The 12,945-nt window shown below is 46.5% G+C and carries 11 protein-coding genes; 5 read left to right on the top strand and 6 right to left on the bottom strand.

Annotated features, from left to right (window positions below; genetic code table 11):
* Window positions 1–50 precede the first annotated feature (50 nt).
* Window positions 51–575: a hypothetical protein gene (locus SAPGRDRAFT_RS17280; RefSeq protein WP_253271360.1), complete on the top strand. Its 525-nt coding sequence runs from the start codon at window positions 51–53 to the stop codon at window positions 573–575.
* 753 nt (window positions 576–1,328) lie between these two features.
* Here the strand turns inward: SAPGRDRAFT_RS17280 and SAPGRDRAFT_RS17275 are convergent.
* Together SAPGRDRAFT_RS17275 and SAPGRDRAFT_RS17270 are read right to left on the bottom strand one after the other, a co-directional pair.
* Window positions 1,329–1,877 carry a hypothetical protein gene (locus SAPGRDRAFT_RS17275; protein ID WP_002660638.1) on the bottom strand — a complete coding sequence of 183 codons (549 nt, stop codon included), beginning with the start codon at window positions 1,875–1,877 and terminating at the stop codon, window positions 1,329–1,331.
* A 163-nt stretch (window positions 1,878–2,040) separates the two neighbouring features.
* Window positions 2,041–2,949: a glycosyltransferase family 2 protein gene (locus SAPGRDRAFT_RS17270; RefSeq protein WP_002660637.1), complete on the bottom strand. Its 909-nt coding sequence runs from the start codon at window positions 2,947–2,949 to the stop codon at window positions 2,041–2,043.
* Window positions 2,950–3,257: 308 nt separating this feature from the next.
* Here SAPGRDRAFT_RS17270 and SAPGRDRAFT_RS17265 point away from each other — a divergent pair, with 308 nt between their 5' ends.
* Together SAPGRDRAFT_RS17265 and glpK are read left to right on the top strand one after the other, a co-directional pair.
* Window positions 3,258–4,748: a serine hydrolase domain-containing protein gene (locus SAPGRDRAFT_RS17265; RefSeq protein ID WP_002660635.1), complete on the top strand. Its 1,491-nt coding sequence runs from the start codon at window positions 3,258–3,260 to the stop codon at window positions 4,746–4,748.
* Window positions 4,749–4,828: 80 nt separating this feature from the next.
* Window positions 4,829–6,313, top strand: a complete 1,485-nt coding sequence (gene glpK / locus SAPGRDRAFT_RS17260) for a glycerol kinase GlpK (protein ID WP_002660634.1) — start codon at window positions 4,829–4,831, stop codon at window positions 6,311–6,313.
* A gap of 171 nt (window positions 6,314–6,484) precedes the next feature.
* Here the strand turns inward: glpK and SAPGRDRAFT_RS17255 are convergent, their stop codons facing one another.
* Window positions 6,485–7,894: a hypothetical protein gene (locus SAPGRDRAFT_RS17255; protein ID WP_002660632.1), complete on the bottom strand. Its 1,410-nt coding sequence runs from the start codon at window positions 7,892–7,894 to the stop codon at window positions 6,485–6,487.
* 257 nt (window positions 7,895–8,151) lie between these two features.
* Between SAPGRDRAFT_RS17255 and SAPGRDRAFT_RS17245 the strand changes: the two genes are divergently transcribed.
* On the top strand, window positions 8,152–9,204 hold the full coding sequence (locus SAPGRDRAFT_RS17245) for a tetratricopeptide repeat protein (protein ID WP_002660630.1): 1,053 nt from the start codon (window positions 8,152–8,154) through the stop codon (window positions 9,202–9,204).
* On the opposite strand, the gene SAPGRDRAFT_RS17240 is transcribed toward SAPGRDRAFT_RS17245, so the two are convergent.
* A complete protein-coding gene (locus SAPGRDRAFT_RS17240; RefSeq protein WP_002660628.1) occupies window positions 9,201–9,398 on the bottom strand; it encodes a hypothetical protein in 198 nt (65 codons plus the stop codon). The genes SAPGRDRAFT_RS17245 and SAPGRDRAFT_RS17240 overlap by 4 nt on opposite strands.
* Window positions 9,399–9,440: 42 nt before the next feature.
* On the opposite strand from SAPGRDRAFT_RS17240, the gene SAPGRDRAFT_RS17235 reads away from it, so the two are divergent.
* Window positions 9,441–10,427 (top strand): PorP/SprF family type IX secretion system membrane protein, encoded by a 987-nt coding sequence (locus tag SAPGRDRAFT_RS17235; protein WP_002660626.1) that lies wholly within the window; start codon window positions 9,441–9,443, stop codon window positions 10,425–10,427.
* A 133-nt stretch (window positions 10,428–10,560) separates the two neighbouring features.
* On the opposite strand, the gene SAPGRDRAFT_RS17230 is transcribed toward SAPGRDRAFT_RS17235, so the two are convergent.
* Both SAPGRDRAFT_RS17230 and SAPGRDRAFT_RS17225 read right to left on the bottom strand, forming a co-directional pair.
* Window positions 10,561–11,616: an OmpA family protein gene (locus SAPGRDRAFT_RS17230; RefSeq protein ID WP_002660624.1), complete on the bottom strand. Its 1,056-nt coding sequence runs from the start codon at window positions 11,614–11,616 to the stop codon at window positions 10,561–10,563.
* Window positions 11,617–12,091: 475 nt separating this feature from the next.
* Window positions 12,092–12,877 (bottom strand): porin family protein, encoded by a 786-nt coding sequence (locus tag SAPGRDRAFT_RS17225; RefSeq protein WP_002660623.1) that lies wholly within the window; start codon window positions 12,875–12,877, stop codon window positions 12,092–12,094.
* Window positions 12,878–12,945: the final 68 nt, after the last annotated feature.

Genomic DNA, 12,945 nt, shown 5'->3' with positions numbered 1-12,945 from the left:
TATTTGGGTCCAATTATTTAACCCGCGTCTAGGCGCACAAGCTTTTTATCATGAAAAAAATACAGACTTTTTTGTTCCTCGGACTTCTATTCGCTGCTATCGGCCTACAATCTTGTAGCAAAGAAAATGAAGAGGTAGAAGACCCCATCCCCACGGCTATGCTCATCAACAAAGTATCGGTTAGCAATACGCCAAGCTACAACTACTATGAAAACCGCGATTGGGACACTAACTTTAGTGATGCCGATATGTATTTTCTTCTCGCTTATACGGATGGCAATGGCAACATCGGCACTGTTATTTATAATGGCGCTAACGATTATGTGGAAGATGTCGCTCCTGGTGGTGGAATTACGCTCACCCTCAACAACCCACTTCGGATAGACCTCAATGGCTCTCTAGATTTTGCTATTGGCCTCTTTGATTATGATGATTTTGGCGAAGATGAGTTGATGGATACCCCTGTTGATCTTATCGATATTTCTAGTTATAAGGTCGCCAATCCACCGAGTACCATCAACATAGAAGGTACAGATGGCAGCCGCTTTCAGCTAGAGGTAGAATATAGCTACTAAGTTGGCCTTTTTCATTTGAATGCCCCCTCTTCGGAGGGGTTTTTTTTGGGGCCTGCCGCCTGCGGCGGCCGGGCTGTGCACTGGCTCGCAGGTCTGCTCGGCCCTGCGGGGCTTTCGCTTCGCTTCAGCCCCTGGGTCTGCGGCTGCGCCGCACCAGTTTCCATCCCTAGGCCAAGTCGCTTCGCTCCTTTGCGGCGGCTTCGCCGCCTGCTAGCTGTGGCTGCAGGTTGAAACCAGCAGCCATTTTAGGAACAGCAGAGCCCGCTCCTCAGCAACAATTGGCCTGCAGCTTAAAAGCCGCAGGACCTGAAAACCAAATATATCCTTCCCACAAACAAAGCAGGGGCTTTTAAGCCGCTGCGGCGAGAAAGACCAAGGCCCAACAAAAATGGCTGCGGCCTTTAGGCTGCAGATAGCGGCAAAGCCGCCTTGGCCGAAGGCCAAACGGCAAAGGCCAAATGAAAGCCCTGCCACTTCTATCCTTTGCTTTAATTTCCTGCTATTCTGCGTTATTTTTCTCAGCCATAGCTACAGCTATGCCTTTAAAAAATGCCTGGACTAGCCTCAAATTTTTATCAAAGGATGGCCGAAGCGCAGGACTTCCATTTGGCCTAGCGATGTGCAGGGGTGGCCGAAGGCCAGACCCAGCGGGTGCAGCCCGCGCAGGGCCGAGCGAGCAGCGAGCCCCGAAACGTAGCGCCCGCCGAAGGCGGGAGGCCTATTATAACTAATACGCAAACTACCAGCCCAAAACTAGTTTGAAGCAGCAGCTTTTCGCTTAATTAACTTATCTAATTTCGTAAAAAGGTCAATAAGAACTGGATTTATACATTCTTCGTTCTGATGCCTATTCGTACCATTTTCTATAAATATTTCACCTTCACTATTTGTAAAAATAACAGTTGATCTAGTAGAAGGTATAAATTTATTGTTGCAGCCTACTTTCTTTTTAGAATATGCTCTCTTTAATGCAGTAGCTAACTGAAAAAAATTATCCCGTTCTATCGATTCCAATTTGATGGTAAAACTAGAATCTACATAAAGAGGGAATGTGTCTGCTGTCATTTCATTCACTATTTCTACAAAAGCTGTATTCTCTTCCTTTCTTGTTACAGAAGTCCAGTAAAAACAAGAGCAGGGCTGCCCTGATTTAATTTCACAAACATCACCAAAGATTTTACCGCCAAATGCTCCTTCTTCTATAAATACAAGACTTGACTTCTCTGTTCTAATCTCCACTCCTAATCCATTTAAGATGCGCTCTAAATGAACATCTAAATGTTGTGGTTCTCTTTTCTCCATCTGAACATTTGAATTGCAACTGGACAGATAAAAAAACAGTATAAATATAATAGTATATTTCATAGTTAAATGCCTACCCCAATGCTTAAACAGAAAGTTCCTTAACTTTAAGCTGGATTTTCTTTAGAGAGGTTTATTATCTCTTTTATCATTTAATGCTCCATTATACAACTTTTTTCTTACGCTTTTTTATATTAAACCTATACAAAGCCAAATAAGAGAGCCGATAAAAATCAAATAGTTTTAATGAGGGCTGAGGCGCAAACAACTGCTTCTCCCAACTTTTGTGCATAATTCGGTGTAGATGAGCCAATAAAGGGGCAAAAAACTGGACCTTCTTCCAAACCCGCCAAAGCTTGATATCGTCTAACATAGGAAAAGCGGCTGTAGTAGACAAAAAATGCAGGTTTTCTACGGCCTGCTTAGATTTGGCCAAAAAAGCCGAATTTTCATCTAGGCCCAAATGAATAACGGCATTATCTATTTGTCGAATCTCTTTTTTTTCTTGGGCCAATTGCCAACCCCAAAGGCTATCTTCATGCCCATACTGCTTGAGCTGCTCCTCAAAGGGTTGGGCCAAAGCCCAAGCCCGAGGCAAAGCAAAATTATTGCTCATAAATGAGGCATAAGGCTGCGCTTGGCGTGCAGCCAAAGACCGAACTTCTCGACTTCGGCCATAGCTCCAGTGCAAACTAAATTTAGCCGCGGGACAAGCTGGGGCGTATTCTCTCCCCCCAACCAACACCCAAGGCCCCAAATTATCGAGGTATTGGACCAAAAACCTGGGCGAAGTCGGCCAACTGTCGGCATCCAAATACAATAAATAAGGCTGGCTAGCCAGTTGGGCCAAACGATTGCGAATGGCCGCCCGCCCAATATTTTTTTCTAGGAAAACCTTCTGCAAAAAAGGATGCTCCGGCAACTCCCTTAACTGCTGCCGATAAGGCTCCGCAGAGCCATCATCCATACAAATTAACTCTAAGGCGATGTTCTCCGCCTGCATCTGCCGCAAAAGCTCCTGCAATAATGGACCTACCTCATAATTGTAATTGGGGATCAGTATTGAAAGCATAAAATAGACTAAGCAATTTTTTAGTAAAAAGTTTTTATTAAACGAGCGTTCAAGCTTGGTTTTTGTGGTCCAGAGGAGCGAAGCGACTGGCCTAGCGATGTGCAGGGGGGGCCGAAGGCCAGACCAGAACAAGCCCTTTAGGGCGCAGTTCAACGACCAAAGGGAGTAACCGAAGGTGCGTAGCACCGAAGCGCAGGGCCGAGCGAACAGCGAGCCCCGAAACGTAGCGCCGCAAGGCGAAGCCGCAGCGGAGGCCCCAAATTACTTAATTCTTCATCAAAAAAAATATGGCCAAAAGGCCCTTAACTATGCAAAAAACTACTACCCTTTTATTCAGCTTTAGCTTTATTTTCATCCTCTTATCGGCCTGTACCTTTAGCCGAATTGGGCTGCATATGATGCCCGCCGTTTCCGACTACAAGCTGTTTCCCAAAGATACTATTTTTGCGGCGGCTTCTCCTTCTGCCTCCTTTGTAGAGGCGCAAAACCCCAATATTTTGCCCCCTTTGGCCCATTGGCTGCCCAAGGATTACCACAAAGGCGAGGAAAATTGGGCGCAGTTTATGGAAAAAAGCCATAGTACGGCCTTTTTGGTCCTTCGCAATGATAGTTTGCTCTTTGAAGACTATGCCAATGGACATGAAAGATATGAGCCGCAGGTCGTTTTCTCTATCTCTAAAGCCATTACGGCCCTATTGGTCGGCATTGCCATTGGCGAAGGAAAGATCTCAGCCGAACAGCCCGTTTCTGACTTTATTCCCGAATTTTCGGATCCTGAACGCCGAGGCATTAAGATTTTTCATTTGCTCAATATGGTTTCGGGTATTGATTTTAAGGATGAACGAGATTTTGGCAAACTGTCGGTCCTCTATTATAATAATGACCAAGATAAATATATTCGGAATTTTGATGCCGTAGAGCATCGGCCAGGGACGCATTTTGCCTATAAATCACTAGCCACCCAGATTTTATCGAGCTGTTTGGAGACCGCCACCGGCCAAAGCGTGGGCGATTATCTATCAGACAAACTTTGGCAGCCCATGGGCATGGAATGCCCCGCCCTACTTACCGTAGATAGCCGAGAAGCCGGTAACCAAAGGGCTTTTGGCGGCTTTGCACTTTGCTCTAGAGATTTGCTCCGCCTCGGCCAACTACTGCTGCACAAGGGCAATTGGCAGGGCCAACAATTGGTCCCCAAAGATTTTATTGAACAAATTATTAACCGCCAAGAAGATGGCCGCGCCTACTGGGGCTACCGCAACTGCTTTTGGCGAAATGGAGACCTCGAAAAGGGCATTTTTCAGGATCGCGACTTTTTTGCCTCTGGCTATTTGGGCCAATTTATTTATGTCAATCCCGACAGAAATTTAGTCGTCATCCGACAAGGAAAAAAAGAAAGCTTCCATTGGCGATATGTCTTTAACCGCCTAGCCCGAAGCCTAGATGGCGAAAGTACGGACCTGAACGACCATTGCCAGAATTTTTCGGCCCAATTTGAAGGCATTTATGCCGCCAAAGATGGAGAAGAAATTCAACTGATTCAACATACAGATAAAAAAGGAGAAACCTTCTGGATCTGGAAAGGCCCAAAAGAAAATAACCAAAAGCTCAAACAATTTGATGGCCTTTGTATTGGCAAAAGAAGTTTAAAAACCAAAAAACGCCTGATTTTCAATAAACTAGGCAATAGCATTCAAGGGTTTCATCTAGATAATCAAGATCAAGTAGATCTCAAGTATTACCAGAAGAAATCAAGTATATCCCTCAAAAGCCGAAAAACCCTGATAGCCGATTTTTAAAAAAAAGCCCCTAGAGCTAGCTCTAGGGGCTTTTTTGCGTATATTTTAGGCCTTTTTTTGGACCAAAATACGCCACTATCATGATTCTCGCCTTAGACCAAGGAACGAGCAGCTCTAGAGCCCTGCTTTTTGATAAAAATGGCCAATTGCTCGGCCTTGAACAACAAGAATTTCAACAATATTATCCCCAAGAAGCTTGGGTAGAACATGATGCCGAGGAAATTTGGCGCTCGCAATTGCAAGTGGCCCAGCGCCTGATCGAAAAAATGCAAATTTCTCCCCAAGCTATTCAAGCCATTGGTATTACCAACCAAAGAGAAACCACCATTTTATGGGATAAGAAAACAGGCCGGCCCGTTCATAGAGCTATCGTTTGGCAAGACCGCCGAACCGCCAGCTACTGCGAAGAACTCAAACAAGCCGGCCATGCCGATTATCTCCGCCAACAAACAGGCCTGCTAGCCGATGCCTATTTCTCGGCCACCAAAATACGCTGGATCCTAGAACATGTTCCCCAAGCCAAAGCCCTAGCCGAAAAAGAACAGCTCTGTTTTGGCACCGTCGATAGCTGGCTGCTCTGGAAACTAACCAACGGAAAGGTCCATAAAACCGACCCCAGCAACGCTAGCCGAACCCTACTCTATAATTTGCATACTGGAGAATGGGACCCTAAATTGTTGGATATTTTTGGCATTCCCGCCCATATTTTACCCGAAATTTCGGCCTCTTCGGGCCTTTTTGGCCATACAGATAGTTCTCTTTTTGGGGCAGAAATTTCCATTACGGGCATTGCTGGCGACCAACAAGCGGCCCTCTTTGGCCAAGGCTGTTGGCAGGCGGGTAGCGTAAAAAATACCTACGGCACGGGCTGTTTTATGCTGATGAATACGGGAGATCAACCCCAAAGCTCAAATTCGGGCTTGCTCACTACAGTGGCTTGGGAGATTGACGGCCAGCGAACTTATGCTCTAGAAGGGGCCGTTTTTGTGGCCGGTGCGGCCATCCAATGGCTGCGAGATAGCCTGCGCATCCTCGATTCTGCCAAGGATTCTAGCTATTTTGCCCAGCAGGTAGAGGATACAAATGGCGTTTATTTTGTCCCCGCTTTTGCGGGTTTGGGCGCCCCTTATTGGGATATGTACGCTCGGGGCGCCATTTTGGGCCTCAGCCGAAGCAGCACAAAGGCCCATATCGTTCGGGCGGCCCTAGAATCTCTGGCCTATCAGAGCAAAGATCTGCTTTTGGCCATGCAACAAGATGCTCAGCTGCCTTTGGTCCAACTCAAAGTAGATGGCGGCGCCTCGGCCAATGATTTTCTTATGCAGTTTCAGTCCGATATTCTAGATGCCGAACTGCTGCGCCCCAGCCTACAAGAAACTACCGCCGCAGGCGCCGCCTATTTGGCCGGCTTGGGCGCTAAGGTCTGGACCAAAAGCGATATCCAGGGCTTTTTGGCCAAACAAGCTCAGTCTTTTCAGCCCAATATGCCCGCTGCCGATCGAGAAAAACGCTATGCCCGCTGGCTAAAAGCCGTCTCTAGAACTCGAAATTGGGCAGAGGAATAGTTGTTTATTTATTTTTTTGGGCTTGCCCGCCCAATGGGCGGGCCGGGCTGTTTCGCAGCTCGCTCTTCGCTCGGCCCTTCAGCGCTTTCAGCGCTTCGGTCTGGCCTGACGGCCACTGCTGTCCATCCCTAAGCCTGCGGCGGCTTCGCCGCCTGCAAAACGCAGTTGGACCTAATCGTAGCTCAGGCGGACCAAACGAAACTTATTGTTTCGCTCACTAATGGCTAGGGTCGTTTTTGCAGAAACCTGTTTCGCCCGCTGAAACTCAGGCAAAACCCCCGAACGCTTCTCTCCAAATAGTCGCTGCCGCTCGGCCTGCCCGCTTGCATCTACCGTATATTCATATACTCGGCCCAAATAGCGAATTTCATCATTGTAAATGAACCGCAGATGACGAGCCGTTTTCATCAGGAAAAAAGAAGAGTAGCGGCCCTCATCATTCTCTGATTTTTGCTGCTTAAACAAAACCTCCTGCCAATGCAATTGGCCAGAGGGATGAATAGAGCTCAGCAAAATATTCTCATAGAGGTAATCGGTTTGCTGCGCTGGGAGATGGTCCTGATAAGAGGTTCTATGATTGTTATAATTATACTTTCGGTAGCGCTCGGCCACCAATAAAATGCCGCCATCTCGGCGGGGAATGAGCTCTCGCAAACGAAGGTATTCTACTCGCCGCAGGTTTTTTCGCTTTTGGCCCGTTAGGCTACGGATTAAGGTATCGGGAAAAGGATGGAATTTTAGCAAAGCCTCTTCTTGCATATCATAACGCAGGTAAAATAAGCCTTCTACCTCATTGCCCGATTGATAATAAAGTCCCCCAATTAGCAACTGTTGGTTGAGCTCATCATAATCTACTAGGTATTCATCGGTTTTGGCTTGGGCAAAATCAATTTTATGTTTTTTGCGCTCGCCTTGGGCAGAAACACTAAAGAGCAAAAAATGGTGGTCCTCTCGCCGCAGGCGATTATGAAACTCAAATAATAAGAGGGCCTGTCCCGAATTACAGATGACAATATGCTCCAAACGCTTAAAGTTCTTTATCTCAAAATCTTTAAGGCTATACTCCCAACGCAGCTGCCGATCGGCTAAATTATAGCAGCCCCATTCTATTTCTCGGTTATTGACCTTATGAAAGACCAATAATTCGGATTTATCTTGAGAGAGCTCCCAACGCAAATCCCGATAAGGCACAAAATACTTAAAGAGCAAAAGGGCCTCATCAGCTAATTCTTGGCCCTCTGCACCTATCTCCTTCATTCGGATTTCCGTATTGCCATCAAAGTGCATAGCATAGATGAGCTGAAAGCGGTCCTTTTGCTGCAAGCTCTCCATAAAAAAAACCTGGCTTCGCTTATAGCTAATAGTAGCCTCCCACTCCTCTTCTAGGTTCATCCGAAAGCTATGAATGCCATGCTCCTTGCCTACTCCTTCTCGATACACATAATAAAGGCTATCAATTTGGCCCAAAACAAAGCAATCTTTGTCTCGGCCCATACTATAAGCGGGCGAGCTAGTTAGCTGTTGTGCCCAAAGAGCAGAGCAGCTCATGAAAAAACTGAAAATAAAAGGGATAAGCTTCATAAAAGGAGTTTTTAAGGAAGTTCATTGTCCGTACAATTTAAAAGTGCTAATTTTGGCCCAAATGATTAAACTTGGGCGCTAGCGCAATTGGCCCAGCGCTGCGGAGTGGGTGGCCGAAGGCCAGACCGAAGCCGCCAGAGGCGGCTGAAGGGCCGAGCAGACCTGCGAGCCCCGCAGCATAGCGGCGGCCGACCGAGGCGCAGCCGAGCCGGCCGCGGGCCCCAAAAAAGAACAAAAAAAATCTAAAAAAAGATATTATGCGCATCTATTCCTTTCTTCTATTCTTTGGACTTAGCTGGCTATTTGGCGCCTGCAGTTCTGAAAATGTAAACAAATCGCCACAACAAAGCTACGATATTCCGGCCATTGACCAACTGAGCCAAATGATTGCCAAAAGCCCAAAAGAGGCGAGTCTGTATGCCGATCGTTCTCGTGCATTTTGGGAGGCCGAATTGTATAAAGAAGCTGAATTGGATGCTGAAAAAGCCTTGGCTCTAGACTCTTCTAAGGTAGAATATTATGCCGTTTTGGCCGATGCCTATTTTGATAATCAGCATTCGCTCTCGGCGATTAAGGTTTTAGAAAAAGCCATAGATCGCTTTCCGCAGGCGGTTCCTCTTTATCTAAAATTGGCCGAAATGCAGAATATTGTCAAGCAGTATCAGGAGGGAATGCTTGTTTTAGATAAGCTAGAAAAAATACAGCCCAGCCAGCCCGATGCCCTTTATTTGAGAGGCAGCATGCTCCGAGATATGGGCGATACGCTCAAGGCCCTCGAAAGTTTTCAGGCTACGGTAGAACAGGATGCCGATTATTTGGATGCCTATATGCAGTTGGCCATTTTGGGGGGTAAAATAGATGCGCCTTATACGGTGAGTTATATTGATAATGTGCTACGGATTGATTCTACCTATGAGGATGCGCTTTTGCTCAAGGCTCAATATTATCATTTCCGCTCTAAGTATGAAGAGGCAGAGGCGGCTTATGAGCAAGGGATTTTGCGGCAGCCCATGAGCCCCCACCTCAATTACAACTTGGCCCTAATGTATTTGGAGCAAGGAGATCAGCTGGCCAAACAAACAGAAAAAGCGCAAGACTTTTTTAATAAAGCCCTGCGCCATTTTGACAATGCCACAAAGTTTGACCCTCAATTTGCAAATGCCTACTATTATAAAGGCCTTGCGGCTGAGCGTTTGGGCAAAAAAGAAATGGCCCTCCAAGAGTATGAAAATGCCTTGAGAATGGAAGTCTTTCTGAGAATCATAGAGCCCAGCACTGTAGAATCGGCTATAGCTCGCCTACGTATTTAATCTTCTGACTTTTCCTCTTCTTCCTCCCCTTCTTTTTCTCTGAGTTTCTTGTCATCAACATTTTCGTTGAGAAAGTCATTCAGGCGGTCAATAGAAAAAGAACTCTTAATTTCGCCAAACTCATTGATGTGGATTTCGAAGCCCTCAAGATCTTTATGCATCTTGGGGGTTTTCCCTTTTTTATTCTTGCTCATAATTAGTTATTTTGATCAGTCTAAACTAAAGCTTTAAATTTTATGCTGCAAATCTCTCCTTACCTATTTTTTCTGTTGCTCTTTGCTTCCCCTTTATTTGGGCAGCAGCTTCCGCTTAGCCAGGAGTATCAACAGCAGGCCTTTTTTCTCAATCCTGCCAGTTTGGGCCAAGAAGGCGTTCAGCAAATACAGTTGGGCTACAAACAACAATGGCTAAATATGCCCGAATCGCCCAGAACGGCCAGTTTGGCCTATCAGCATTGGGCCGAAGATAAAAATATGGCTTGGGGATTGGCCTTGCAACAAGACAGGACGGGCCCTAGTTCCTATACGGCCCTACAATTTTCTTATGCCTACCAATTGCAGCTCGGCAAGGTCCAAAAAGGCGAGTTTGGTCATCGCTTAAATTTGGGTCTTAGTTTATCGGCTTTGCACTATCAACTTAGGGGGCAAGATTTATCGGCCCTAGACCCCAATGATCCGCTGATTATTCAGAACAATGAAAGCCAGTTTTTGCCCGAAGCCGCCCTAGGGGCGCTTTATCAAACCGAGCAATTTCAGCTGGGCTTTTCGGTCCCTCAGATTTTGGGCCTAAAGCTCCGCTTTTCCGATGGGCAATCGCTATCCGACCTCAGAAGGGTGGCCCATATTTATTTGCATGCCGCTACTAAAATTGATTTTTATTCGGGCAGTTTTAGAAAGGCTGGAGAAGCCCCAAAACACCAAATTATTCCTCAAATTTGGTTTAGGTATGCCCTCAATTCTCCTTTTGGGGTCATGCTAAATGCGCAGTATATCTATGACCAACGGTTTTTGCTGGGCCTAGGCTACGGCAGCGAGGGCAGCCTAATGGCTTCGTTGGGCACAACGGTTAAGCAACGCTACCGAATTAGCTATATTTTTAGCCAAACCGCCAGCAATTTAGGTCCACAATTGGGCAGTAATCATGAAGTACTTTTGGCCTATACCCTTTTTGCCAATGGAAAAGGCTGGCAACAGCCAGCCCTAAGCTCCATTTGGGCCAAATAACCAGTTGGACCAAAAAATGTTTAGTAAAACTCCTCTTTATTTGAATAAAATTCTATTTTTGTTTTGTCCACCTACTTATAGGTTGGTGAATCAACAAGTGTTTGAGGGGTTGTCTGCAAAGACAGCCCCTTTTTTATTGGGCCAAGGCCTTGATCTCAATTCTCCAGTTTTTGGCCCTTTTTTTATCGCTATCATTGGCATTGATATTTTGGCTGCTGCCTCGGCCTTTTAGTTGCAACTGCTTGGCCGATATACCCTTAGCTACCAAATAATCAACTACACTTTTGGCTCTAGCCTCAGAAAAAAGGCGATTGCTTCCCTCATCTCCGCTGTTGTCGGTATGTCCAGAAATTTCAAATTTTTGCTCCGGGAAACGCCCTAGGTTTTCGGCCAATTCATCCAAAATGGGCAAGCTTTCACTTTTGAGGCGCTCTGTGGCCTTTTCAAAGGCGATGTTTTTGAGCCAAATCCGCTCTTCGGCCTTAAATTCTTGGCCCTTTTGGTAGCGGGCCAAATCTACCTGCCCCTTAAAGAGGGTCACCGAAGCCCAATCTATATAAATATAGGCGCAATCTCCCTTGGCCCAATTTCGCATACTGAGCTCATTGTTGTCCAGAAAGTTTCCTAAAGTGAGGTAGCGCTCGCCTCCTTCGGCCCTATAAATTGCCGAAATTTCCTGCCATTGATACTGCTCCTTAATGGCCCCATTATCGGCCCGCAGCTTTAGAGAAGGCCCCGGCAAACTGGCATATCCTTCTACTTTTTTGGGGGCTAGGGTATCAAAGCGCAAGCCCAGTTCATCAATGGGGGTATAACAAAAACGGATGGGCCGCCGAACTCTCATTTTGACCAAATAGTCTGTATTGGCCAAAAGGGGCGTTTGCAGTTCTCCGGTCAAATATTCGCCTTCTTTGGCCAAACCCAAGCCCGCATAGACCTTGCCCTCGGCGGGGGTAGGCATTTTTAGGGCCTGCAAATAGGTTTTGCGTTCGGGCAATAAGGGGCAGCCCGGATTAAAAAAATTGATCTGCCCAGCCGTAGCCTGCCAATCCAAGGGCATAGACACTAATTCGGTGCTGTCATCACAATTACAGCCCTCTTCAAAAGAAGGATTTTTGAGTAGGTTTTCTTGGGCAAAAAGTCCCTGGCCCAAGGCCAATAGAAAAGCAGAAATAAGAAATTGACGCATAAATGTTATTTTTTGTTTTTGGGGCTTGCCCGCCCTGCGGGCGGGCCGGGCTGTGTCGGGGCTCGCAAGCCTGCTCGGCCCTGCAGTTTTTTTTCGCTTCGCTTCAAAAAAAACTTGGGTCTGCGGCTTCGCCGCCCCCCTTTCCATCCCTAAGCCGGCGGCTGCGCCGCCTCTAGGTCCATAAAGCCCTTTTCGCTCTAAGAATACATAATGATGCCAAAAAGTTAGCAGTCTCTTGCCAAGATTTTTGCATTTTGCGTTTCTACAGGCGGCAAAGCCGCCGCAGGCCCAGCGCTGCGGAGTGGGTGGCCGCAGGCCAGACCAAAGCCGCCAGAGGCGGCTGCAGGGCCGAGCGAACAGCGAGCCCCGCAGCATAGCGGCGGCCAGCAAAGCTGGCCGCGGGCCCCAAAAAAAAGGACCAAAACACAAAAAAGTGCTTGGTCCTAAAAGATAAACGCTTTATTGTGGTAGCCGTTTATTCTCCGCCACCAATAGTATAGGTCAGACCTACAGTGAGTCCACCCATTACGTTATAAGCCGTGCCGCGAGAAGCAGAACCTGCATCATCGGGGAAGGCTGCGGGATTGGTCAATGAAACAAATGGACTGGCATCATAAGAGTCTTCACCTTCGGGGTTGCTCAATGAGCCAGAAAGGTGGAAAAGCACCAAAATTTTCATGTTTTCATCAACATTGATGGCTCCACCCATTTCTAGCGTGGCGCCAAAAACAACATCATTGTAGATTTTGTAGTTTCCACCAGTCGGGTTTTCTACCTGAGTCAAATCAATATCTTCACGATCTACACGAAGAATAGAGCCACTATTTTCTTCATAGTTATAAACGGCCTTGCTAAGAAAATCTAGGTGAGGGCCAAAGCGGAAATAAGAAGTAAAAGAGCCCTCTGTGCTTCCATTAAATTTTAGCAAAACGGGGACACGGACATAAGTCAATTTACGAGAGTATACATCCATATCGTCCTTATTGCTTGAAGAGGCTTTATTGATGTAATTTTGGCCTTGTTGAGAAAGGTTTACCCCAACTTGAAGGCCCATACCTTCTGTGAAGTTGATGCCGAGATGAGCGCCAGCATTGTAGCCAAAAGTGGCTTGTAGGTCCATGTCATCGCCTTGGGCAAAATCTTCATCATTGATGATCCAGCTAGTGGCAGGCGTGAAAGTGACGCCAAATTCTAGGCCTTTTTGGGCAAAACCAAACTGTGCAGCCATTAGAAAAAGAGCTAGTAAACTTAGGTTACGCATTGTTTTTCTTGGTGTTAAGGTGATTAAATATGTTGTGTGCGGCAAAATTACAAATATTTTGGATAGAA

The organism is Saprospira grandis DSM 2844 (assembly GCF_000275825.1).
Lineage (GTDB): Bacteria > Bacteroidota > Bacteroidia > Chitinophagales > Saprospiraceae > Saprospira > Saprospira grandis_A.
The sequence above is the reverse complement of the archived record's forward strand: the minus strand, read 5'-3'. Positions and strand labels throughout refer to the sequence as shown.